This window comes from Cytobacillus firmus DS1 (genome assembly GCF_000565285.1).
Classification (GTDB): domain Bacteria; phylum Bacillota; class Bacilli; order Bacillales; family Cytobacillaceae; genus Cytobacillus; species Cytobacillus firmus_A.
The window spans coordinates 120,456-144,474 of the sequence record NZ_APVL01000002.1 but is presented as its reverse complement, the minus strand read 5'-3'; the positions used below and the strand labels follow the sequence as shown (position 1 = coordinate 144,474).

Below are 24,019 nucleotides of genomic sequence, written 5' to 3'. Positions count from 1 at the left end.
CTGTTTTCCTCCTTAAAATATATGAGACCATTGGTAATCCGCTATAGAAATAGGACCGGCATATTTAGTCGATGCCTCCTCCTTCAGCATCTGAAGTTCACCATAATGAGGCAAATGTGTCAGCAGCAGATTATTCACCTTTGCTTTGCTTGCCAATGTTCCAGCATCCAGGCTTGTCATATGCCCCGCATTTTTCCCGTTCTGATGACCATAAAAATTACACTCGCAAACCAATAGATCAGCATTTTCGCTAAATGCCACCAGCTCTTCTTTATAAGAAGTATCTGCCGTGTAAACAAGTGATTTGCCGCCTGCTTCAATTCTCATTGCATAGCATGGAACAGGATGATTGGTTTTCATAAAGCGAATTTGAAATGGTCCTGCTGTGAGAGTGCCTTCAGGATCATAGGCGACTCCTTTTGTAATATCCTTATATGTAAGTTTGGCAAATTCAGGCTGGTCGAAAGAATGTCCATAAATCGGGAGTGCAGCTGTTTTCTTGCCCAGGAAGCCCTGAATGAGTCTGGCATGCTGCAGCACTCCTATATCCGCAATATGATCTGGATGGTAATGCGAGATAATCAGTCCATCTAAGTCTTCTGGCTGGAAAAAATTCTGCATTTTTGAAAGCACGCCGCTTCCGCAGTCTACCAGCAAATGAAATCCTTCATGCTCCAGCAAATACCCGGAACTGGCCCCATCAGCTTTAGGATAACCGCCCCAGCTGCCGATTACAGTTAACTTCATCACAAATTCCTCCTACTTATAACTGGATAACCTGGCTTTCCTATGTCCAATATACTCGATTATGCCTATTTTTTCACTTTTTTAAAATTGTATTGAAACAGTTGTTGACATGAAAATTCTGTTATAATACAATGGATTTAAATAATCAAACTATTTAGAACAAAAACACAAATTAGGAGGCTTCAACATGATTCAAAACATTATGGAGTTTTTCAGAAACCTGCCGTCAAAACAATGTTCAGAATGCGGGAAGTCGATCGAAGAACAGCATGAATGCTACGGAAATAAGTGTGAAAAATGCATGGGAATGACAGATTTATAGAATAATATATTTAAAGCCAGCCCAAACAGGGCTGGCTTTGCTTTTACTTATAATCAATCAGTCTGCTCTGCAGCAGCTGCAAATCTTTTCTTGTGCATGGCAGTAAAGTAAACAAAAGATCCTGCAATGAACAAGGCTCCAAAGCCCAGGAGAATTGCCGCATTCTCCCACATAAAATCAAAATTGCCGCTTGAAATAACTGCCTTAAAACCGGAAACAGAATAGGTCATAGGCAAATATGAACTGATTGGCTGAAGTGCATTAGGAATCAGCTCAAGCGGAAAAGTACCGGCACTTGTTGTCAGCTGGAGTATTAAAATAATGATCGCAACAAACCTGCCTGGATCACCCATGACAGTGACAAAGAATTGAATAAGCGCTATGAAAGTCAGGCTGGTTAGGATTGTAAACAGAAGAAACAATGGTACACTCTGCACTTCCAGGCCAAGTCCCAGCAATAGAATCATCGCTGCAATAAGACCCTGAATAATGCCTATTCCTGCAAGTATTCCGAACTTGCTTGCAAACCAGCTGAATCCTGAGCGCGGAACGCCAGCCGGTTCCCTGAGCGGGAATACAATGGAAAGCAGCAGAGCACCAACAAAAAGACCAAGAGATAGAAAATAAGGTGCAAATCCTGTACCGTAGTTTGGAACTTCTGTAATCTTCTCATTATCTATTTCTACCGGATTTGCCATCATGTTATACGTTTTATCGCTGGCATTTACTGATGAAGCATTTTCAGCGCCATCAGCTAATTTATTTGCTAACTCAGAAGATCCTTTATAAATTTGTGAATTGCCCTCAGCAACTTTGTCTGCACCAGCTTCAAGCTGCTTCGAGCCATCTGCAAATGCAGCTGAACCTTGTGTCAGTTTGCCAAGACCGCCTGACAAATCTGCTGCACCGCCTGCCAGCATGTCTGCTCCGGCCTGTGCATCACCAAACTTCTGAGCAAATGTTTCCATTCCCGCATCGAAATCTTTATGGCCCTGTACCAGCTTAAGAGAGCCATTTTCCAGCTCGGCTGTTCCCTCGGCAAGCTGATTTATTCCCTGCTGGAGCTGCTGCTGTCCTGCCTTTAACTGCCCCATTCTTTGGGACAATTCGGCTCCTCCAGCAGATAGTTTGCCGGCTGATTCGGCAAGCTGGGCTGATCCGGTCTTAAGCTGTGCAAGTACAGTCTGAAGCTCAGCCTTTTCAGGAGAACCTTCTGGAAGCTGCGATAGGATGCCCTGCAGCCTTTGTTCTAAAAGAGCAGTGCCTCCGCTTAGTTTTTGCGCTTCCGTCTGCCATTGCTCCAGAGATGAAGACAATGTGTTTGCTCCATTTTCAAGCTGTTCGGTTCCATCGATCATAACTGGAAGTTTTTCTTTTACTGTTAAGATTCCTTCTTTTGTTTGTGTAACGCCTGCAGAAAGATCTTCACTACCTGACTTTAGCTGACCAGAAGCATTTCTCAATTCCGATTGGCCTCCCGCAAGTTTGCCTAAACCTTCTGAAAGAGATTTTGCTCCTTCTGCCATTTCCTTAGAACCCTTGCTTGCTGTCCTTACGCCGTTATTGAACTCAATGGACTTATTGGCCAAAAGCTCAAGCTTCTCATGCAGGGTTTTGGAGCCGTCCTTAAGATCAGCTGCTCCTTCACTGATATGAAGGGCACCATCACTTGCCTGTCCAATGCCATCTGCAAGTTCCCCTACCTTATCAAACATGGTTTCTGCATATGTTTCAGTTACTTTTTCTGACAGTGCCGCTTTAATTTTTTCAACAGCTGTCCCGCCAATTTGAGCAGATAAGAAATTGTAGCTCTCATTGGGAACGTAAATCAGATTCATTTTCTGCGGCGTGTCTTCCAGCAGAGTGGTAGCATTCTTGGAAAAATCCTTGGGAATTTCAACCAGCATATAGTATTGCTGATTATTTAGATCCTTATATGCTTCTTCTTTATCAACAAATTGAAAGTTAAAGTCCTTGCTTTCCTTTAAATTATCAACAAGATCTTTGCCCAGGTGCAATTCATTTCCTTCCAATACAGCACCGGCATCTTCATTAACGATGGCAACCGGGAGATCATCTAAATGATCGTATGGATCCCAGAATGCCCACAGGAACATTCCACTGTATAAAACCGGAATAAACATGACTGCTATAATCGGAATCAGCAGCTTTTTGTTTTTTATAATGGCTGAAAACTCCTTAAGGAAAAGTTTGTTTTTCACCGTAAATCCCTCCAAATTACTTTTTGACTATTTTTCTCACTTGGTCATTTTTCTGAAAAAATAGAGGACTATCTAGTTCGATAATCCTTTCATAATGTATTGCTCAAACAGAAGAGCTATTTTTTCTTTTTCCAATGGTTCATGACGCTGTTCCCAATCAAAAATAAGAGCAATATAAAGCTTAAGCATGACAAAGGAAGTCAGTTCCGGATCGCATTCCCGGATTTCTCCTCTTTCAATGGCAAGTGTAACTTTATCTTTTACATATTTAATTATCGCATCCTCCACTTTCCCAATTACATCTGTAACAGCAGGAGTTCCCATTTCCTTTGCTTCCTGGAAAAGCTTGATTGTCAGCTGATGCTTCATGCGGAATTCAAGTATTTTATACAATCCCCGATGAACATTTTTGTGAAAGGGCAAAGAAGGATCAAGCGCTTCATCGGCTGCATTTTTCATTTCCGTGATAAGCGTATGGATAATTTCATCAAACAGCTCTTCTTTATTTTTAAAGAAATTATAGATAGTGCCTTTTCCAACATTCGCAAGCTTTGCAACCTGATCCATAGTGGTTGCTTTATAGCCGAAAAGAGAAAATGATTTTGTGGCTGCTTCAAGAATCTGCTGTTTCCGATCTGCTGACATAAACTCACCTCTTCGAAAATGACTAATTGAACAATTTGGTCATTAGTACAAGAAGTAATTTATCATACTCTATTTGAAAAAGCAACCTGAAATGATGCCAATTTAAAAAGCTGTCACACACGGACAGCTTTTGGCTTGTTGATTTGCAGGTATTCTAATGTATTTCGAACTGCCTCTTCTGCCTGATCTATGCAGTCAGGAACACCAAGACCTTCATACGAACTTCCTGCCAGAAAAATGCCCGGCAGCTCACCCTGCGCCTGTTTCTTTGCCAATCCGACGCGTTCTTTATGTCCAACGGTATACTGAGGCATTGAATCCTTCCATCTTGTTACATAACTAAATTCAGGATTCATATTAATATTCATCGTTTTATTTAAGTCATCAAGCACAACTTTAACAATTTGATCATCTGACAGATCCACAACTGCTTCATCACCGGCTTTGCCAACGTAACAGCGCAGAAGCACTTTTCCTTTTGGGGTAGAATGAGGCCATTTTTTATGTGTCCAGGTACAGGCAGTAATAGTATAATCACTGTGGCGTGAAACAACAAAACCCGTTCCGTCTATATCCCTTTCAATCGCATCCTCCGGAAAAGCCAGAGCTACAGTTGCCACTGAAGTGGACGGCATTTCTTTAAACTGCTCAAAAAGTCCCCAGCCGGAGAAAATGCTGCACAACGCAAGGTGGGGGACAGCCATAACTATGCAATCTGCATTAAGGCTTTCTCCCCCATTTATTTCAACGGTATAGCTTTTGCCATTCTTAATAACCGATTCAATGCGATGGCCTTTCAGCACAGTCCCGGGTTCAAGCTTGCTTTCGAGAGCATCGACAAGTGATTGAAGCCCTGATTTGAAAGTAAGAAACATTCCTTCTTTGCTTTTGCTGTTTCCGGCTTGTTTCGGCTGAGATCCTGCAGCCTTCTTCATTCCCATTATTAAGCTTCTATACTTCTGCTCAACCTGATAAAACTGCGGGAAAGTGGCCATAAGGCTCAATTGATCAATATCGCCTGCATATATGCCAGAGAGAAGCGGTTCAATCAAATTATCGACAACTTCGTCACCAAGCCTTCTTCTGAAAAAGGCACCCAAAGACTGATCTGTGGAAGGATTGGAGCGCGGCAGCACAAAATCTGCCGCAGCTCTTGCCTTTCCTGCAGGAGAGAATAAGCCGGTTGTTATAAAGGGAGCAATTTGTGTCGGGATGCCCATGATGGATCCGCCAGGCATTGGATATAGTCGCTGCCTTACAAGGACATAGGACTTGCCAGAAGTATTTCTCACAAGTTCCTTTTCAAGGCCCGCTTCCATGGCAAGGCGCGCTGCACTTTGCTTACGGGCCAAAAAGGAGTCTGGCCCTCGTTCGATCACAAAACCGTCTCGTAGTATTGTTTGAATCTTGCCTCCAAGGCGATGGGAAGCCTCTATGAGCTTAACGTCCAGAGCCAAGCCCTTTTCTATAGCTTCCTTCTGCAGATAGTAAGCTGCAGCAAGACCCGTAATTCCTCCTCCGGCAACAATAACTTTCTGTCTCTCTCCCTGCACGGTAAATCGCCTTCTTTTCTAATTTTTTGCATTATTGCAGTCTACAGGCAGTAATCCCCCACTGAGGGAAGTTTCGCTTATCTATTCAGCAATTTAAAAATGGCATCTGACATTGCATCAATGAACTCAGGCTGAGAATTCGGCATTTCAGGGCGGTAATAGCTTGCTCCCAGCTCATCAGTTACAACTTTGCATTCATAATCATTATCGTACAGCACTTCAAGATGATCTGACACAAAACCTACTGGTGTGTAAACGAATGCTTTGTAGCCTTTATTCTGATAAAGATCTCTTGTCAAATCCTGTACATCTGGCCCAAGCCATGGCTCAGGTGTGTTTCCTGCACTTTGCCAGCCGACAGCATAGTTTTTGACACCAGCCTGTTCGGCTATGAGATCAGCTGTTTCCTGTAGCTGAAGCGGATATGGATCCCCTGATTGCAGGATTTTTTCCGGCAAACTATGTGCAGAAACAATTAACACTGCAGAATCTTTTTCTTCAGCAGGCATTTTATCGAAGGTTTCCTTTACCCGATCAGCCCAATATTTAATAAACTTAGGCTCTTTATACCAGCTTTCAACTGACCTTATTTCAAGGCCGCCAAGCTTTTCAGCCTCTTCTTTGGCTCTGCCGTTATATGATTTCACGCTGAAGGTTGAGAAATGAGGCGCAAGAACAATGCTGACAGCTTCCTCTATCCCATCCTCATGCATTTGTTTAACCGCATCTTCTATGAAAGGTTCGATATGCTTCAACCCAATATACATTTTGAATTCATACTCGTCCTGAATTTCATTTAAATGCTGTTCAAGTTTTTCAGCCTGATCTTTAGTAATTTCTGCAAGCGGCGATATTCCGCCGATCGCTTCATACCTGCTTCTTAAATCTTCAAGCATTTCCTCAGAAGGCTTTCTTCCTCTGCGGATATGTGTATAGTAACGCTCAATGTCTTCTTCCTTATAGGGAGTTCCATAAGCCATTACAAGTAAACCCATTCTCTTTTTACCCATGTCATCCACCTCAAATTCTGTCTCCAGTTTTTATTGTGCCAAAAAACAAATCGATTACCAAAACTAATGCTCATAGCAATATGCAAGTACACCTGCTATCGCTTTAAGCCAGCCGGAGGCTATTTGCTTAATTTTGAGGCAGAGTATTCGTGGATAAAAGCAGTTAATTTCTTTAATGTATCAGGATTAACCTCCGGGAAAACACCGTGTCCAAGGTTGAAAATATAACCCGGCTGAGCCATTCCCTGATCAAGAATAGCTTTTGCTTTTTCCTCGATAACCTCCCAAGGTGCAAGGAGAATCGCAGGGTCTAGATTACCCTGAACTGTTTTGGTGATGCCTTTTGCCCTTGCTTCCTGAATCGGAAGTCTCCAATCAAGCCCCACTACATCAAGCGGCAAATCATGCCACTCCAGTGCAAGATGGCTTGCGCCTACACCGAACATGATCAGCGGAACGTTCTCTTCTTTCAAGGCAGAGAAAATGCGATTCATTACCGGCTTAATAAAATAGCGGTAATCTTCCACATTCAGGGCACCAACCCAAGAATCGAAAATCTGGATGGCTTTTGCACCTGCTTTGACCTGGGACTTCACGTAGGTAATAGTCATTTCTCCAAGCTTATCCATTAACGCAAACCAGGCTTCAGGCTCTGCATACATAAATGATTTTGTTTTGTTGTAATTCTTCGATGGACCGCCTTCGATCATATAACTTGCAAGAGTAAACGGAGCACCTGCAAAACCGATAAGAGGAACAGTCAGCTGCTCTTGAGTAAGAAGCTTAATGGTATCCAGGACATATGGAACATCCTCTTCCGGATGGATTTCACCAAGCTTTTCTACATCTGCTTTGGAACGGATTGGATTTGATATAACAGGGCCGATTCCTGATTTAATTTCTACATCCACCCCAATGGCTGGAAGCGGTGACATAATGTCTTTATAAAGAATGGCAGCATCATTGTTATACTGCTCTACCGGCAGCCTTGTTACATAAGCACAAAGTTCAGGCTGGTGTGTAATTTCGAATAGGGAGTATTTTTCTTTAATTGCTCTATACTCTGGCTGTGAGCGGCCAGCCTGGCGCATATACCATACAGGAACATGCTCGGTCTGTTCTCCTCTTGCTGCCTTCAAAAATGTATCATTAAATGAGTTCGTCATTAAATTTTATCCACCTTTCAAGTCTTGTCTGCGTATTATTGTAATATATATGTAACCAAATTAGAAATCTCGAATATCTATCCTTTATGACTATATCCTTTTTTCTCTGTTTTTGTATAGATTTGAACGCCAAATGTCAAAAAATTGACGTTTTTAACTGTTTAAATAAGGGAAAATTGAAGATTGTAAGGATATAAGCACACTATAAATATATTTTAAATAATTTAGTGTTTATACTTCAGAGAGAACAATATAAAACTTATCCAAGTGGAGTGAAGAAAAATGAAGCTTTATATGGCCAGAGGAACTTACGATTTTTTGAAAAAAATTGAGGATAAGCACCCTGATGAAACCATGGTTACAATGCAGAATACTGATAGTGCCTTATTAATTCATGAAACTTCAGGCGCCTCCATCTTTAAGGAGCCCCGTTCCTATGAAGTAATTGATTCTTCGGGAACTTTCTCGGGCGCAGGATTTGCCGTTCTGAACAATATACCCGTTACAGAGGAAGGCAGGCCGCTTTTTGAGCACAGGTTTAAAAACAGGGCCGGACTTATCGAAAATGAACCGGGATTTTCGGCCATCCGGGTTTTGCGTCCTCTTGAATTAAACACATATATCATTCTCACGCTATGGCGGGATGAAAAATCCTTTAAGAACTGGCAGAATTCCAAAGCATATGAAAAAGCACATGAAAAGCGCGGGACGGAGAGCGGCATTGATAAGACACCGAATATTTTCTCCAGTCCTTCATATGTGACCCAATATTATATCCCTGAAGAAGAGTAATAAGAAAAGAATGCTGGAGCCAGATGTTCTAAGTTATCTTTCTTATCTATTAAAAAAGGATGAGCCCTTATAGCTCATCCTTTTTTCGCCTGTTTTTTTATGATTCCATTTCGGTTGGCATAAACGGCTGCCTGTGTACGGTCTGTAACGCCCAGTTTACTGAGGATATTGCTTACGTGTGTTTTGACGGTTTTGATGCCAATGAACAATTCCTCACTGATTTCCTGGTTTGTCATCCCTTCCCCAATGCAGAGCAGAACATCAAATTCCCTTTCAGTTAAATCATCATGAGGCTTTTTCTCTTTTTCTCTGAAACGACTTACCATTTTCCCCGCTACCTTTGACTCAATGACAGGCTCACCCTGCGCAGCTTTCTTAATGGCATTTACAACTTCGGCAGCATTTGCCGTTTTCAGCATATAGCTGAATGCACCCGCTTCAATGGCAGGAAAAACCTGTTCATCATCGTAAAAGCTGGTTATGATAATAACCTTGCATTCAGGATAGCTTTTTAATATCTCCCTTGTTGCCTCTATTCCGTTCCCATTTTCCATCAGGAGATCCATCAAAACGATTTCCGGCCGTTCTTTGAGCACAAGCTTTACAGCTTCATTTCCACTGCCTGCTTCTCCAATAACCTCTATGCCAGACTCAGTTGCCAAATAAGAAATAATTCCCCTTCTTACCATTTCATGATCATCTACAACTGCTACCCTGATCATTTAAGCCTCTCCCCTTTTGCCGGAATTTTTATATCTATATAGGTTCCTTCGTTTTCTTTGGATCGTATTTTAAATATTCCGCCAACCTCCTCGCAGCGTTCCCTCATTGTCTTCAGCCCGTAAGAAGTGATTCTCTCTTTATGAGGATTAAACCCTTTCCCATTATCTGCAATAAAAAGATAGATATAATCTTCCTCTTCCGTTAGCGTTACTTTTATCGTTCCTGCATCCGCATGGCGGAGCACATTAGATAGGGCCTCCTGGACAATCCGGAACAAATGCTCTTCCGCTGCTTTGGAAAGGTTCTCAATCTCATCAATGCTTGCATGAAATTCGATGTTTGTCTTTGCCTTTAACTCCTGAATCAGCTTAATAATACCATCACAGAGTCTGTCATTACTCAGCTGCACAGGCCTAAGATGGAGGAGAAGCGCTCTCATTTCCCCCTGGGCTTTCGCAGCGATTTCAGAGATTTCATTTAACTGCTCTCTCGCTTTATCACTATCCAAATCAAAAACTCTCAGGGCTGCTGAAGACATCATACTTAATGCGAAAAGCTGCTGGCTCACTACATCATGCAGATCCCTGGCCAGGCGCTGTCTTTCTTCCATTACAGCTGCTGAATGGGCGGTTTGTGCCAATGCAGACTTTTCATCAGCAAGCCGCTGCATGAAAAAAACCTGCTCCTGAATATTTTCGGCCAGCTGATTCAGTTCATCTGATATTAATCCTATTTCATCTTTTTCATAAGATTCCATCCGATCAGCATACTTGCCGCTTCTTAAGGTCGAAACAAATAATAAAATATCACCGAGCCGCCCTTTTATTAAGTAGCTGCCCTTGAGCCCAAAATAGGCACCCGTAAGGAGTAATACCGTTAAAACATACAAAAACAGCCAAAAGGTGCTCTTTATAGTCAATGGCGATTCAGAATTGTAAAATAGATAGACCTGCAATCCGACAAAAAAGATTAATGAACTTATAATGGCCATCATAATAAAGCTCTGCACAAACCAATACCTGATTCCGCTTTTTTTCATCTTATACCCCTATACTTTATCGATCCGAATGGATCCAATTTTTACTTGTACAGCGATTTTCAGCTTTCTGGATGCTTCATCATAACCGGGTGACTTATATTGAAGACTGCGGTTGATGTCACCTGTCTTTTGATCAAAAATGCGGATGTCTCCTATATTAATATTTGACTGGATCATCACCGGAATGTTTTCGGGGATGATCATTTTCACATCCCCAATCCACCCTCTCACAATGACTGGCGTCTCTTTCTCCGGGATGAAAGCTTTGCTGAAATCGATAAAATAATCACCGATCATTGTATATAAATCCATCGGCTCGAGAGACCAATTCGGCTGTTTAAAATCCACATCGCCAATTGAAAAGCCTCTGATATTTTTAAGCGGCTGAGGGCTTTCATATTTTGAGATATTAATAACTTTTTTCTCCGCTCCACCTTTGTCTTTCGCATAGATATCAGCCGGGAAATCCTGTTCAAAATGTATCTTTAAACGATCTTTTTTCAATAGAATTTTAATGCCGATAAAAATAAGAAACAGGGGCCAGAGTTTCCAGATTTCCATAAACCTGAATTCAATTACTCCTAGACGATCAAGGATTAATAGAAATGAAAATACGATTAGAAATAACCCGGGAAACATCCCGCTCCGGCTTTTCTTCAGTATGTATGACAGCAGGTAATGAACCCCTGCAGCCAATAGGATTAAGGGGTAAATTACGACAAATACCTCTTTTATTTCCAAGGAAATGACACCTATGTTCATAAGAAGAAGCAAACCTCCAACAGCTGATAAAGTTATCGCGAAGATTATTTGATTAACTGACCTGTATCTCATAGGCTTTCCCTTCCCTCTTTTCTCCTATTCTTGTATTCGCTAATGCAAAAACATTTTCCTCCTGTACATTCATTTTATCAGTCAGCAATTCTATTGAAACATCCCCCGGTGTGTTTCAGCCTCCTCCTCTGGACGGATTCAATTCATATCACCATTTATTTCTATCCATCATATTCTGTACTACATTCCGAATAGGGTGATTCGCCTAAACCGGCGCTTCTCTTAGGGAATTATGAAAGGGGGAAAATTAAGTGGGAGTTGAACTGACAGCCATCCATTGGATATATGTTCTTTTTATTCTCTTCATCATCGGCTTCATGGTTATGAGGAGAGATACAACGCTTGTCTGTATTGCGGGCATCTTTTTAATTGCCATTACGGCTACCGGCTCTTTAAGCGGTTCAATCAGCAGTATTTTTACAAGTTTTATATTTGCGATAACAGAACTCCTTTCCACTATACTGGTCATTTCAATTATAGTCGCCATGAGCCGGACACTGGCCACAACCGGAATTAATGATGTCATGATCTCTCCTTTTACCAGATTAATCAGAACACCGGCACTTGCCTACTGGACGATCGGGATTTTGATGATGGTCATCTCCTGGTTTTTTTGGCCATCTCCTGCAGTTGCCTTAATGGGGGCAGTCCTTCTTCCCGTAGCCATCCGGGTAGGATTACCTGCTTTGGGTGTGGCGATGGCCATGAACCTGTTCGGCCACGGCATCGCACTATCCGGAGATTTTATAATCCAGGCTGCACCGAAATTAACTGCCGACGCAGCCGGCCTTCCTGTAGGTGAAGTCATATCAGCCAGTGTTCCGCTTGTTATTATTATGGGTACAGTCACGACTATTACCGCTTTTTACCTTATCAAGAGAGATATGAAAAGCGGCAAGCTGACTGCAGATACAGGGCTTACTGGGGATATACCAGCTGAACTTCAGGCTGATGCCAGTCAAAAACAGTTGCTTTCACTTAAACACAAGCGTTTTTTTGCGTTATTAATTCCAACGTTATTTGCTGCTGATGTTGCAGCCATGTTTGCATTGGATCTTCAGGGCGGTGACGCAACGGCTTTGGTAGGCGGGACATCGATATTTATCCTCCTGATGATTACACTTGCAGCCCATCGTAATAAAGGTCTTGAAAAAACAACAGCCTATTTAGTTGAAGGCTTCCAGTTTGGATTCAGAGTATTTGGCCCTGTCATTCCAATTGCAGCTTTCTTTTATCTGGGGGACGCTGGATTTTCTCAGATGATAGGAGACTTTTTGCCAAAGGGTTCTCATGGAATCGTTAATGATCTTGGAGTGGGGCTTGCATCTGTTGTCCCTTTAAGCAAAGAGGTAGGCGCCATTACACTGACTGCCGTTGGAGCCATTACGGGGCTTGATGGATCTGGTTTTTCCGGCATCTCACTTGCCGGCTCCATTGCTAATCTATTTGCGACAGCTATAGGTACAGGTGCTGCAACCTTAACGGCTCTCGGGCAGGTAGCTGCCATCTGGGTAGGCGGTGGCACACTGGTCCCCTGGGCCCTTATACCCGCAGCCGCAATTTGTAATGTAGATGCTTTTGAACTGGCTCGCCGGAACCTGCTTCCGGTCACAATTGGCTTAATCGTGACAACTATTGCAGCCATGTTCCTCATTTAATACAGCAAAGAGACTATCGGGCGATAGTCTCTGCTTTTATACTGATTCTTCTTGCTCATATGAATTCCTTCTGAACATTGACTTTAATGCTGCGTAAAGGGAAATTGAAATGAACACCCAAATATAGCCTGCTGCAAATCCTGCTGCGATATCAGACGGATAATGAACACCCATCACAATCCGGCTGATCCCCATTAAAAAAATCCAGCTGCCAGCTATAATCCCTGTGATCCATTTCGCTTGCGAGGACTTCAGCTCGTTAATGATAAAATAGGCGATGAAGGTATACAGAATCATCCCAATCATCGCGTGTCCGCTCGGAAAGCTGAGACTTGCCACATCAACCAGATGCTCCTGATCAGGGCGCGGCCTTCCAACAGCCTCTTTAAGCCACTTATTAACTTCATTGCCCGCTGCAACAGCAAAAACAAGAGCTGCCATCGCTTCATAATTCCTATACTTGAGCCAAAGCAGCAATAAGAATGCCAATGTGATAATTCCTACTCCGGTCTTATCACCCAAATGATCCAATGCTTCAAAGAATGGATGGGTGCTTTCTGAAAACAAACCTGTAAAGAGTTTTGAAAAATAACGGTCAAAATCAAGGGGTTGTCCGTTAGTAACGGCAACAAGAAAATAAAGAAAAATTGATGTGGATACAGCCAGGAAAAAATATGTCCATTTAGATTTAATCATTTCCAATCTTACGAATACCTCCCATTTTGGTCTTAATTTATAGTATCATCTCATCTGCACTTTTATTATGTTAAGTTTGCAGAAATAAACATTTTCCCCTTTATTCTATTAAAGAATGTTATAATAATGAAAAAATTATGTCGATAGGAGAGGAAATCATGTCTGAAACATTATTTAAAAAACTGGAAAGTTATTACAATGAAATGGTCTCCATCCGGCGCTATCTTCATCAGAACCCTGAAGTATCATTTAAGGAAGAGAAGACGGCTCACTACATCAAAACCTTTTATGAAAATCTGGGGATTGAAGTTCGGGGTCATGTTGGGGGAAATGGAGTGGTAGCAAAGATTATTGGAAGCAAACCCGGAAAGACCACCGCTTTGAGAGCTGATTTTGATGCACTTCCTATCCAGGATGAAAAGGATGTCCCATATAAATCATTGGTCCCGGGGGTTATGCATGCTTGCGGACATGATGGACACACGGCCACATTACTTGTACTGGCGAAGGCGCTGAATGAACTTCGCGATGAATTAGAAGGTACATATATCATGATTCATCAGCACGCCGAGGAATATGCTCCAGGCGGAGCGAAGTCGATGATCGAAGATGGCTGCCTTGAGGGTGTCGATGCCATTTTCGGAACTCACCTGTGGGCATCAGAACCAACAGGAAAAATCCAATATCGAGTTGGCCCATTTATGGCGGCAGCAGACAGGTTTGAAGTTACCATCCAAGGAAAAGGCGGGCATGGAGCACAGCCTCACAAAACAAAAGATGCGATTGTAACTGCCTCCCAGCTGGTTGTCAATCTCCAGCAAATCGTCAGCAGAAAGGTAAATCCAATTGACTCTGCCGTTGTAACAGTTGGTTCCTTCGTTGCTGATAACGCATTTAATGTAATTGCCGATAGAGCAAAATTGATCGGTACTGTCCGCACATTTAACGAAGACGTCCGCACTAATATCGAACAGGAAATCGAGCGCACTGTTAAAGGAACATGCTACACTGCAGATAGCAGCTATGAGTATCGGTTCCACAGAGGCTACCCTGCTGTTGTGAATCATAAAAGGGAAACTGAATACCTGGCTGAACTGGCAGGGAAAATTGAAGAAGTCAAATGGGTAGAAGAGACAGACCCTGAAATGGGTGGTGAAGATTTCGCATACTATCTGCAGCATGTGAAAGGCACCTTCTTCTTTACCGGGGCAAGACCTGAAAATACATCAGAAAATTACCCGCACCATCATCCAAAGTTTGATATAGATGAGAAAGCCATGCTGATCGCAGCCAAAACATTGGGAGCAGCAGCTTTAAACTATCATAGCTATCAGGAAAACAAGGATACTGTTGAGGTAGGATAGCAAGGAGAAAGTCCCAAAAAAACGGCCCCAAGCCTAATCAGGCCTCGGGGCTGTTTTTAATATCCGCAGACGGTAAGCATTTTTAGCGGTTTCTCCTAAGTGGTCAAGCAAATTATAGTTTGCATATGCCCCGACAGCAGCACCTATACCCGGCACCAGCTGGAGCATTTTAACAAAGTCGATATAATCCCGGTATTCCTGCTGAAATGCCTTCCAGTCCATGTCAGCCAGTTTTTCTTTCCTGTCATCCCATTCTTCAATCAGCTTTAACGTTTCTTTCCTTTTATCATCACTGGAAAATGCAAGCTGAAAGACGTGGAGGAGAAACAGGCGCTCTTCATAATCAGTTGTATCAAATCCATATATGGGAGCAGATTCAAAAAGAAATTTCATCTTAATGCTCAGCAGCAAGGGAAAATCAGCAATGCCAAGGAGTATTCCCCCTGCCCCGGTTCCGGCACCTTCGACAGCAGCTGTTTTGCGGTATGTCGAAATCTTCTCTTCAAGCATGTGATCCATCATTTCCAGGCTGCGTCCGGCAGATTGTTTTTTTCTGGTGAGTGCATTCGATCCAACCACAGTTGCCTTTACCATATTCTTTATGCTGTCTGTGATAATTTGATGAGCTTTTTCAGGTATTATACTATTTACCTTTGTCTGAGCTTTTTTGGAAAGGCGATTCAGCATACTGGAGCGCTTATTGATCCGTCTCTTCCATTCTTCAATTTCATAATATGCCTTTAATTCATACTCATTCATTTTCCTGCCTGCCTTTTTTCAGGATGACTCTATATACGCACAAAAGACAGCAAAGGTTTCATTTTAAGCTTGGCTGCCTGCCAGCCGTTTCTGAATATAGATATGAGTATATACATATGCAAATAAAACTCCAACGGCTAAAGCCAAAAGCGAAGCCAGCCATCCGCCATTTGCCAGTACAGCAAGCGATAATAAGAGTGCCTGAACATAAAGTATTCCTGTCAGCAGCTGTTTAAAGGACTTCTCCTTTATATCCCCTTTAACCGGATATAATTTCACCCACAGCTTATCCTGATGGTGATTCCATAGCGGCAGCAGCTGAAAGCCGGTTAGGTACATGAATAGGGGCACAAGCAGGATTTGTCCCATTCCATACGAAATTAAATAAATTGCTCCAGCCCCAATAAGGGTTAAACGAATGAATAAACCGAAGTAATCACCGGAACGGAGAAATGTACGGACATAAAGATTTTTAAAAGTTGCATCCTGTCTGAATGGAATACCTGAAAGCAGCCAATCAAGCCACTTCCGTCTTTTTACGCGGTCTTTCAGCTTTGGAACATCTGTAAACATATTGGCCAGCCTGTAGAAGGACGTCATTCTCCTCTCTTCCTGATCAATCAAATATTCCCATTTCAGCCCTTTATCTCTGGATTTTATGCTGAAGAACAAATACAGCAGGATCAGCAGAACACCCGCTGCCATCATGAAAATGGGGGAAGCGCCGCTAAAAAGAAAATACAGAAACACAGAGTTAACAGCATAACGGACACATGCATCCAGGATATGCACGCTTGTTTCAATGTAATATTGTATCTTCCAGCGTATCAGCAAATTGATCATTTTTAGAATCAGCAGGATCAGCAGAAAGGGTAAAAACACTTTAAAATTGTCACTATTCACCGCTGCATACAAGGGCATTAAAATTCCCAGACCCATAACAAGGAGATACGCATGCACAAAAAAACTTACTGCCATCGAACGTCTGAAATAACCTGAAAGCCTGTCTTCAAGCGGCAGCAGAAAAATTTTGTCTGCTTCAGAAAAGAATGTATAAATCGGACTGTATGTAACCAGGAGAGCTAAGATGATTGCGATAATCTCTGCAGCAGGAAAATCACCGGGCAGGGTTTTTATCCACTCCTGATAATAAAAAGCTGCAGTTCCCAGAAGAAACACCATGACAATGACAATATGGCCATTAAAAATATAACGGAGATAGCGGGAAAGCTCTTTGACGGTCCTCCCGAATCTTTCCTTCCATAATTGTTTTTCATCAAACATAATCTTCTTCCTTTGTGAGCTGGATATATAAATCATCGAGGGTTGCTCCCGGCATTGCAAATTGCTGCTGCAGCTCTTCTAATGTTCCCTTCGCCCTTACTTTGCCTTCATGTAAAATCACAAAACGATCACAATACCTTTCAGCGGTTGCCAGAATATGGGTGGACATAAGAATGCCGGCACCGCTCTCTTTCATTTTCTTCATCAAATCAAGAAGTGACTGAATGCCAAGCGGGTCCAGGCCTACAAAAGGTTCATCAACAATGTATAATGACGGCTGTACCAAAAAAGCGCACATAATCATCACTTTCTGCTTCATCCCTTTAGAAAAGTGAGCCGGAAACCATTTCAGTCTTTTTTCCATTCTGAATTCCTTCAGGAGTCTTTCCACTCTTGGTTTATACTCTGTTTCTGACAGACTGTATGCCATGGCTGTAATACGCAAATGCTCTTCAAGTGTTAGTTCATCATACAAAATCGGGGTTTCCGGAACAAAAGTGAATTGCTTGCGATACCCTTCCTTATCTTTAAGGAATTGCATGCCATTGATCGCTATTTCACCCTCCTTCGGTTCCATTAAGCCAATTACATGTTTGATGGTCGTACTTTTTCCGGCTCCATTAAGGCCAATCAGGCCAACGATTTCATTTTCTCCCACCTCAAAGGAAACATCCTTTAAGACCGGGTTTCTCGTATAGCCGCCGGTTACGTTTTTAATCTCAAGCAGCGCCATTCTCAACGTCCTTCCTACTATATATAAGTCCATTGTAAAAAAAGCCAAAGTAAATTGTCCAGTTTGGGCAAATTTCCTGTATATAAATTACGAGGCAGGACATTCTAATCTATGAAGGGGAAACAAATCATTTGAACACCATTCAGATGATCAAAACTTGAAATGAGGTGTCTGTCGCAGACAGTTTCCTTTCAGTATAAGCTTCAAACGTTCCTAATAAGGGGATGGTTGCATTGCACATGAAACCTGATGATCTTAAACACTTGATCGCTTTTCCCGTAAGTGGTCACTAAGTCATTTTTAAATGAGGTGTTTGTTAAAGACTATCATCCATGCTTTATACGCATATAAAAGCATATAAAGAAAATAAGGGGATGGTCCGATTGAACAAAGATCGATTTTCTCTAGATATGAACACAATTCATTCATAAATGAGGTGTTTGTTAAAGAGAATTTACCTGAATCAGAAACGTTCCAATAGAAGCTTCCCCTTCACGAAGGCAGGATTCCAATCGGATCCTGCCTTTTTTTATGAATAGAACAATCCTTCCCCATTTGCTTTTTTGTTTTTTGGCGAATATGGTAGAATTGTGAAAAAGATATTTGGTTAGGAGCTGACATAATGAACGATTGTATCTTCTGTAAAATAATAAATGGCGAGATTCCTTCAGCCAAGGTATTCGAAAACGAGCATGTGATGGCATTTCTGGACATAAGCCAGGTCACAAAAGGGCATACACTTGTTATTCCGAAAGTACATAAAGAAAACTTATATGAAATGGATGCTGAAGCAGCCCGGAACTATTTCGAAGCAGTTCCTGAGATTGCCAGAGCCATCAAGGCCGAATTTGATCCAATTGGCTTGAATTTAATTAATAACAACGGTGAACACGCCGGACAGACCGTTTTCCATTTCCACTCCCACCTAATTCCCCGTTATGGTGACGGAGATGGCTTAGGAGTGGTGTGGAAATCACATCAATCTGATTATTCAGCTTCAGATCTTAAAGAAATCTCTGATGCCATAAAAAAGCATCTGTAACCCTCTGATCCTCCTGTTTCTGCAGGGGGAATTTTTCGCCTCTTTTATCTCTGATTTTTCAAAATGTTCATTTTTTTCTCTGTACAAATCAGTAAATTTTGTTAACATATTAACTATCTTTATTTCTTCACAGCGTTATAGTGAATTGATTTTATTTTTGGAGGGAGAAAAATGTACCGTGCTCTAAATTTTAATGCAGGTCCCGCGGCCCTGCCGGAAGAGGTATTAAAAGAAGCGGAAAAGAGTTTGCTGAACTTCAGCAATACAGGTATGGGCATTATGGAGCTGAGTCATAGAAGCAAGGAATATCAGGCAGTACATGATCAGGCAATCACACGCTTAAGAAGACTGCTGGCCATCCCGGATGATTTTGAGGTCCTTTTTATCCAGGGCGGTGCAAGTCTCCAGTTTTCCATGGTGCCGATGAACCTGCTGGGAAAAGACCAGGCAGCCCATTATATTCTAAGCGGTTCCTGGTCGGAGAAAGCTTTAAAAGAAGCAGATAAAATTGGCGAAACCGTCATTTCTGCCACCAGCAAGGATCAAAAATACAGCTTTATCCCCAAATACAGTCAAGATGAAATTTCGGACAATGCTGCCTATCTTCATATTACCAGCAACAATACAATTTACGGCACACAATGGCAAAAATTTCCTTCAAATAAAAAAACACCACTAGTAGCAGATATGTCAAGCGATATTTTAAGCCGTCCATTGAAAGTAGAACAATTTGACTTGATCTATGCAGGTGCCCAGAAAAATCTCGGCCCATCCGGTGTAACAGTAGTCATTATCCGAAAAGAACTTTTAAAAAGATCATCGGAAACGCTCCCTGTAATGCTGAATTACAATACATTTGCCAATAATAACTCTTTATATAACACACCCCCTACTCTTTCAATCTATTTGCTGTCTCTTGTGCTCCAATGGGCAGAGCAGATAGGCGGCCTTGAACAGATTGAAAAGGCCAATGAGAAGAAGGCAAAAATGCTTTATGATGTTATTGATGAAAGCGAAGGCTTTTACATAGGGCATGCCCATAAAAACAGCAGGTCCCGTATGAATGTCACTTTTAATCTTCAAAGCGAGGGTCTCTCCAGGGAATTTCAGAAACAGGCAAAAGAAGCAGGGTTCGTCGGGCTTGGCGGACACCGTTCTATCGGGGGGTGCCGCGCATCTATTTACAATGCTGTACCGGAACACCATGTTGAAAAGCTGGCCGCATTTATGGAAGCTTTTAAAAATAATAATTAAAAAATATAACACCTATGAATTCCTGTGATATATGTTATAATGAGTTAAAGTTTTTCGCTGCAGGCAAAGAGCGCACTGCAGGAGAGACGACAGAGCTTAGTCAGAGAATAGCAGAGGAGAGATGAGAAATGAATACAAAAAATTTAGTGGCCTTATCCCTATTGGTGGGGATGGGCGCAGTGCTTCATGCAGTTGTTCCAGGGTTCTTCCTTGGAATGAAACCGGACATGATGCTAACCATGATGTTTTTAGGCATAATCCTTTTTCCAGACACCAGAAGCGTTTTGCTTTTAGGTTTAGTTACAGGCCTGATTTCCGGATTTACCACAACCTTTCCTGGAGGATTAATCCCGAATATCATTGATAAGCCTGTTACTGCATTCACCTTTTTCGCCTTGTTCCTGATCGTAAAGAAATTCAGGAAGAATATCGTCAGCACAGCTGTCTTAACAGCAGCAGGAACAATCGTATCCGGAATTGTGTTTTTAACTTCGGCATACCTGATTGTCGGACTGCCGGGACCTTTCACAGCATTATTTGCAGCAGTTGTACTTCCTGCAGCTGCAGTTAACACCGCTGCTATGGTAATCCTTTATCCTGTAGCACAATCAATCGCAAACAGAACGAAGCTGACTCAGCAGACGATCAGCCAATAATTATACAGAAAAGCCCGCAAATAAGCGGGCTTTTTTATTTGGAAATTATTTAGAAACTGCCGACAATCAGACCCAGCAAGAACAAAAACGCCCCGCCTGCTGCTAAAGCAGCTGCCCTTTTTTTCAGAACATACTTCGGAGGATAGACTCCGGGTTTCTTTATTGAAAGGAAAAAATGAATACCTCCTAAAAACAGCACCACACTTAATGCAAAAATTCCAGCCGCTGCTCCGGACAACCTGCCTCCCCCTTTCGCAAAATATCCTTCTACTGAATTGTATGCCTGTTTGCCAGGAGCTATGAGGATATGGTTTACTCTTATATATTTTGTGATATAGATATAGATAGAACACTTTTCATTTTCAGCTTTAGAAAAATGAATATTGTAGTAAAATAGACATAGAAATAAGATTTCGAGGTGATGGTTATGAAAGCCAAATCTTTATTGCTTGGACTATTAGCTGGCGGTGCTGCAGCCGGCATATCCACACTATTAACTGCACCTGCTTCAGGTAGGGATACCAGACAGCAGTTAAAAGAAAACACAAACCTTCTGAAAGAGCAGCTTTTAGAATTAAAATCCGAATTGACAGCCATTAAGGAGTCAGCTTCATTTGCTTCTAAGGAAGGTAAAACAGCCTTTAAGGAATTCTCAAACGACATCAAATATTCAATCAGCAATTGGAAAAACGAGATTCTTCCCCATCAGCACAGGCTGCAGCGGGAATTGCAGGAAATTGAAGCAGCCATACATGAACTTGAAACAAGTATAAAGTGAAACTTCACAGTGGGGTTTTCCTTCCCCCACTGATTGTTAGTTGAGGCCCACAGGAAGTGTGTCACAAAAACGTGGCCACTGGGCTTGGCGTTCTTAGTCTTTGTTCCTTTTTCGGGCATTTACGGGCAGTTTGACCCCCACTATTCTCCTTTGATTCCTCTGAGTCTTGAATTGGGGGTCTTACTGCCCGTTAGACTGCAATAAATAAATAGTAAATAAATAATCCTTCTTTTTTCTTTTGTTAAAAAGGAGGATTTTTTTATTTTTGAACGAAAACTAATATATTATTAAAATGCTTCAAAATTTTTTAAAACTTTATATTGGCTCTCATCCCTTGACCTTAAGCCTTTTATAGAAATATTTGATTATATTTCTAAAAATTTTGTAAATTTATATCTTTATTAATTTTTGTTTTATTGGCATAATGATACTATAAAAGAAAATGATCTTCCGGCTGTATGGCCAGAAATAATTAATTTTACAAAGTAGGTGAACTTTTGAATGTCGGACAAAGCAATTTCTATAAAGGAAGCAATGATTTTCAGCCAGCGAGTGGCACAGCTTAGTAAAGCCCTGTGGAAGTCTATAGAAAAAGATTGGCAGCAATGGATAAAACCCTACGATTTAAACATTAATGAACATCATATTTTATGGATTGCCTATCATTTAAACGGAGCATCGATTTCCGATGTTGCCAAGTTTGGTGTAATGCATGTTTCTACTGCATTCAACTTCTCCAAAAAGCTCGAAGAACGGGGTTTTCTCCAATTCTCTAAGAAAGAAAGCGATAAAAGAAATACCTATATTAAATTGACTGAAGATGGCGAAAAGGTATTATTAAGCCTTATGGAAACCTATTCACCTGAGAAAAATGCCGTGTTCTCTGGTGCAATGCCACTAAGAGAGCTTTATGGAAAATTTCCTGATATCATCGAAATTATGGCGATCGTCCGCAATATATATGGTGACGATTTCATGGAGATCTTTGAGAAATCCTTTGCAAACCTTGAAAATCAATTTGATGAAGATGAGGGCAAATTAAAGAAAAAACAAGCAGCAGAAAAGGAACTTGTTTAAAAAGAGAAAGTTCCTTTCACATTATGTAAACCCTTACAAAGCGAATCGCTTGCATTCGCTTTGTATTTATGAAAACGGTTGCTCACAGCTTCACATTACTTTCATTTTATTAAAGTTTTTTTCGACAAAATCTGTTTGTTTTCCCTATTGATTTTTTTATTTATTCATCGTAAAGTATCATAAGTGAGTTTGAAAGATTACTATTTTACTCCTTGTGGAGGTATTTTTATGATGAATTGCTGGAAGACTATTAACTTCACGAAGCAATATGGATCGCAGAGGCTTTTTATTTTGTCTTCCTTAACCATGCTGGCTACTTTCATATTTACATATGTTCCTGCAACATATGTATTTACGCCAGGTTCCTTTTACGATAATTATTTTATTTCCTTTGCAGCGGGATTATGGCTGATGTATCCTGTTCATAAGCTGCTTCACTATCTCCCGATTGCACACCTTGGAATTATTGTTAAAAAACAGCTGATAATTAAATATGGCTTAATGCCAATTATATATATTCGAATAACGGAGCCTATTTCAAAACAGCTTTTCCTGACTGCCACTCTGGCGCCTATGTTCATTATAAACAGCCTGCTTCTGGCTGCTTGCTTTGTTATTCCTCATTATGTACATTATTTAGTCATTCTGTTCGCTTTCCATGCAGGCCTGTCTTTTTCTGACATTGTCTGCGCCAAAAACGTGCTTAATGCTCCAAATCAATCTTATGTAGAAGAAAATGAAGATGGATTTGAGATTTTACTTCGTTCGAACCATTAGCAAAAATTCCGGGTATCCTGACAAAGGATACCTTTTATTTACCTGACAGGCAATCTTAAATACTATCTTTTTTGTGTGAACTTTGTTATTGTAAATAACAGACAAAACATGTAATAGCAATCATATGACTGCCCAAGGAGGGAATCTTGGATGATCTCCATCTTTATTATTTTTGCCGTTTTTATTTTATTTTATATCAACAAGATGACAAATTCGCTTTGTCTCCAAAAAGAGATTCCTGAGGAACGGCAGCCCAAAGTATTCAGAACCATTAACATTCTTATCACCATATTGCTGATCTCTTCATTTGTTGAAATCTTGTATGCTTAGGGTATCCTGTGAGCGCTCTTACCATGAGCAAAAGCGGCGGAACATTTTCCGCCGCTTTTTATATATTGTGAATGTTTTTATCTTAGTAAAGCCAAGATGCTCCTATGATGATCAGCAAAATGAATAACACGACAATTAGCGCAAAACCTCCGCCGTATCCGCTTCCTCCGGACATTTGGAATCCTCCTTTCGATTTGCGGCACAGAGCCCACAAGATGGTCTCTATGCCCAAACTAGGCTTACAGCCAAGCTGCGCCTACAATTATCAATAAGATAAATAATACAACGATTAACGCGAAACCTCCGCCGTATCCTGCACCCATGGATAACACCTCCCCTTTAGGCTGCTACCATATCCTATTCATTTGCCTCTGTGGTCGGATAGGCTACTATCCCGGCTATCCAAACTTTTTAGGCTGCTTGAATTTGAAACCTCCCATCAGAGGGTTCCATGTATCATATGTACAATTGTCCTGAATGGGATGGGCGAATACCCAAATTTTTTTAAAAAACAATGGTTTATGAACCAAGCATTACTTTCTTCTTTTGTTATTTTTT

27 protein-coding genes are annotated in these 24,019 nt (G+C 41.3%); 11 read left to right on the top strand and 16 right to left on the bottom strand.

The features are described 5' to 3' along the window. Positions 1–12: 12 nt before the first annotated feature. On the bottom strand, positions 13–747 hold the full coding sequence (locus PBF_RS03185) for an MBL fold metallo-hydrolase (protein WP_035327011.1): 735 nt from the start codon (positions 745–747) through the stop codon (positions 13–15). A gap of 187 nt (positions 748–934) precedes the next feature. Here PBF_RS03185 and yhfH point away from each other — a divergent pair, with 187 nt between their 5' ends. Beyond that, positions 935–1,069, top strand: coding sequence for a protein YhfH (yhfH, locus tag PBF_RS25120; RefSeq protein WP_064503398.1), 135 nt, complete (start codon positions 935–937; stop codon positions 1,067–1,069). A gap of 53 nt (positions 1,070–1,122) precedes the next feature. Here the strand turns inward: yhfH and PBF_RS03180 are convergent, their stop codons facing one another. From PBF_RS03180 to hemE, 5 genes are all read right to left on the bottom strand, one after another. Further along, complete coding sequence (locus PBF_RS03180; protein ID WP_035327008.1) at positions 1,123–3,291, bottom strand: YhgE/Pip family protein; 2,169 nt, start codon at positions 3,289–3,291, stop codon at positions 1,123–1,125. A gap of 72 nt (positions 3,292–3,363) precedes the next feature. Beyond that, positions 3,364–3,936, bottom strand: coding sequence for a TetR/AcrR family transcriptional regulator (locus tag PBF_RS03175; protein WP_035327005.1), 573 nt, complete (start codon positions 3,934–3,936; stop codon positions 3,364–3,366). A 113-nt stretch (positions 3,937–4,049) separates the two neighbouring features. Continuing rightward, positions 4,050–5,489 carry a protoporphyrinogen oxidase gene (gene hemY / locus PBF_RS03170; protein ID WP_035327003.1) on the bottom strand — a complete coding sequence of 480 codons (1,440 nt, stop codon included), beginning with the start codon at positions 5,487–5,489 and terminating at the stop codon, positions 4,050–4,052. 77 nt (positions 5,490–5,566) lie between these two features. After that, positions 5,567–6,499 carry a ferrochelatase gene (hemH, locus tag PBF_RS03165; protein WP_035327001.1) on the bottom strand — a complete coding sequence of 311 codons (933 nt, stop codon included), beginning with the start codon at positions 6,497–6,499 and terminating at the stop codon, positions 5,567–5,569. 119 nt (positions 6,500–6,618) lie between these two features. Next, positions 6,619–7,665: a uroporphyrinogen decarboxylase gene (gene hemE, locus PBF_RS03160; protein ID WP_035326998.1), complete on the bottom strand. Its 1,047-nt coding sequence runs from the start codon at positions 7,663–7,665 to the stop codon at positions 6,619–6,621. A 282-nt stretch (positions 7,666–7,947) separates the two neighbouring features. Between hemE and PBF_RS03155 the strand changes: the two genes are divergently transcribed. Next, the gene (locus PBF_RS03155) at positions 7,948–8,457 is read left to right on the top strand and encodes an antibiotic biosynthesis monooxygenase family protein (RefSeq protein WP_035326995.1); all 510 of its coding nucleotides are present in this window, start codon (positions 7,948–7,950) and stop codon (positions 8,455–8,457) included. 74 nt (positions 8,458–8,531) lie between these two features. Here the strand turns inward: PBF_RS03155 and PBF_RS03150 are convergent, their stop codons facing one another. The 3 genes from PBF_RS03150 to liaF are packed head-to-tail and all read right to left on the bottom strand — an operon-like array spanning position 8,532 to position 11,053. Beyond that, positions 8,532–9,179 carry a response regulator transcription factor gene (locus PBF_RS03150; RefSeq protein ID WP_035326992.1) on the bottom strand — a complete coding sequence of 216 codons (648 nt, stop codon included), beginning with the start codon at positions 9,177–9,179 and terminating at the stop codon, positions 8,532–8,534. Continuing rightward, positions 9,176–10,219, bottom strand: a complete 1,044-nt coding sequence (locus PBF_RS03145) for a sensor histidine kinase (RefSeq protein WP_035326989.1) — start codon at positions 10,217–10,219, stop codon at positions 9,176–9,178. The genes PBF_RS03150 and PBF_RS03145 overlap by 4 nt, the downstream gene beginning before the upstream one ends. A 9-nt stretch (positions 10,220–10,228) precedes the next feature. Further along, positions 10,229–11,053 carry a cell wall-active antibiotics response protein LiaF gene (gene liaF, locus PBF_RS03140; protein WP_035326986.1) on the bottom strand — a complete coding sequence of 275 codons (825 nt, stop codon included), beginning with the start codon at positions 11,051–11,053 and terminating at the stop codon, positions 10,229–10,231. A gap of 251 nt (positions 11,054–11,304) precedes the next feature. Between liaF and PBF_RS03135 the strand changes: the two genes are divergently transcribed. Next, complete coding sequence (locus PBF_RS03135) at positions 11,305–12,711, top strand: hypothetical protein (RefSeq protein ID WP_035326981.1); 1,407 nt, start codon at positions 11,305–11,307, stop codon at positions 12,709–12,711. Between the two features lie 36 nt (positions 12,712–12,747). Here PBF_RS03135 and PBF_RS03130 read toward each other — a convergent pair whose 3' ends face one another. Beyond that, entirely contained in the window at positions 12,748–13,407 is a 660-nt protein-coding gene (locus tag PBF_RS03130) for a phosphatase PAP2 family protein (RefSeq protein ID WP_235192196.1), read from the bottom strand. 158 nt (positions 13,408–13,565) lie between these two features. Between PBF_RS03130 and PBF_RS03125 the strand changes: the two genes are divergently transcribed. Further along, positions 13,566–14,771 carry a M20 family metallopeptidase gene (locus PBF_RS03125; RefSeq protein ID WP_035326975.1) on the top strand — a complete coding sequence of 402 codons (1,206 nt, stop codon included), beginning with the start codon at positions 13,566–13,568 and terminating at the stop codon, positions 14,769–14,771. Positions 14,772–14,804: 33 nt separating this feature from the next. Here PBF_RS03125 and PBF_RS03120 read toward each other — a convergent pair whose 3' ends face one another. The 3 genes from PBF_RS03120 to PBF_RS03110 form a co-directional block, all read right to left on the bottom strand. Next, positions 14,805–15,530, bottom strand: a complete 726-nt coding sequence (locus PBF_RS03120) for an EcsC family protein (RefSeq protein ID WP_035326966.1) — start codon at positions 15,528–15,530, stop codon at positions 14,805–14,807. A gap of 63 nt (positions 15,531–15,593) precedes the next feature. Then, on the bottom strand, positions 15,594–16,814 hold the full coding sequence (locus PBF_RS03115; RefSeq protein ID WP_035326963.1) for an ABC transporter permease: 1,221 nt from the start codon (positions 16,812–16,814) through the stop codon (positions 15,594–15,596). Further along, a complete protein-coding gene (locus PBF_RS03110) occupies positions 16,807–17,547 on the bottom strand; it encodes an ABC transporter ATP-binding protein (RefSeq protein ID WP_035326960.1) in 741 nt (246 codons plus the stop codon). The genes PBF_RS03115 and PBF_RS03110 overlap by 8 nt, the downstream gene beginning before the upstream one ends. A gap of 622 nt (positions 17,548–18,169) precedes the next feature. Between PBF_RS03110 and PBF_RS03105 the strand changes: the two genes are divergently transcribed. The 3 genes from PBF_RS03105 to PBF_RS03095 all read left to right on the top strand — a co-directional run bounded on the left by PBF_RS03105 (position 18,170) and on the right by PBF_RS03095 (position 20,499). Next, on the top strand, positions 18,170–18,589 hold the full coding sequence (locus PBF_RS03105; protein WP_035326957.1) for an HIT family protein: 420 nt from the start codon (positions 18,170–18,172) through the stop codon (positions 18,587–18,589). Between the two features lie 171 nt (positions 18,590–18,760). Next, positions 18,761–19,843 (top strand): 3-phosphoserine/phosphohydroxythreonine transaminase, encoded by a 1,083-nt coding sequence (serC, locus tag PBF_RS03100; protein ID WP_035326947.1) that lies wholly within the window; start codon positions 18,761–18,763, stop codon positions 19,841–19,843. 128 nt (positions 19,844–19,971) lie between these two features. Then, positions 19,972–20,499: a tryptophan transporter gene (locus PBF_RS03095; protein ID WP_035326945.1), complete on the top strand. Its 528-nt coding sequence runs from the start codon at positions 19,972–19,974 to the stop codon at positions 20,497–20,499. Positions 20,500–20,548: 49 nt separating this feature from the next. On the opposite strand, the gene PBF_RS03090 is transcribed toward PBF_RS03095, so the two are convergent. Then, positions 20,549–20,737, bottom strand: coding sequence for a hypothetical protein (locus PBF_RS03090; RefSeq protein WP_035326942.1), 189 nt, complete (start codon positions 20,735–20,737; stop codon positions 20,549–20,551). Between the two features lie 189 nt (positions 20,738–20,926). Between PBF_RS03090 and PBF_RS03085 the strand changes: the two genes are divergently transcribed. From PBF_RS03085 to PBF_RS03070, 4 genes are all read left to right on the top strand, one after another. Next, positions 20,927–21,277 (top strand): YtxH domain-containing protein, encoded by a 351-nt coding sequence (locus tag PBF_RS03085; protein WP_035326939.1) that lies wholly within the window; start codon positions 20,927–20,929, stop codon positions 21,275–21,277. A 501-nt stretch (positions 21,278–21,778) separates the two neighbouring features. Beyond that, positions 21,779–22,354 (top strand): HTH-type transcriptional regulator Hpr, encoded by a 576-nt coding sequence (locus PBF_RS03080; RefSeq protein WP_035326936.1) that lies wholly within the window; start codon positions 21,779–21,781, stop codon positions 22,352–22,354. 228 nt (positions 22,355–22,582) lie between these two features. Beyond that, a complete protein-coding gene (locus tag PBF_RS03075) occupies positions 22,583–23,131 on the top strand; it encodes a DUF3267 domain-containing protein (RefSeq protein ID WP_035326933.1) in 549 nt (182 codons plus the stop codon). A 150-nt stretch (positions 23,132–23,281) separates the two neighbouring features. Beyond that, entirely contained in the window at positions 23,282–23,461 is a 180-nt protein-coding gene (locus PBF_RS03070; RefSeq protein WP_009331432.1) for a hypothetical protein, read from the top strand. A gap of 82 nt (positions 23,462–23,543) precedes the next feature. Here PBF_RS03070 and PBF_RS03065 read toward each other — a convergent pair whose 3' ends face one another. Together PBF_RS03065 and PBF_RS25115 are read right to left on the bottom strand one after the other, a co-directional pair. Continuing rightward, positions 23,544–23,636 (bottom strand): YjcZ family sporulation protein, encoded by a 93-nt coding sequence (locus tag PBF_RS03065; protein WP_035326930.1) that lies wholly within the window; start codon positions 23,634–23,636, stop codon positions 23,544–23,546. Positions 23,637–23,700: 64 nt separating this feature from the next. Continuing rightward, positions 23,701–23,784, bottom strand: a complete 84-nt coding sequence (locus PBF_RS25115) for a YjcZ family sporulation protein (protein WP_064503397.1) — start codon at positions 23,782–23,784, stop codon at positions 23,701–23,703. Positions 23,785–24,019: the final 235 nt, after the last annotated feature.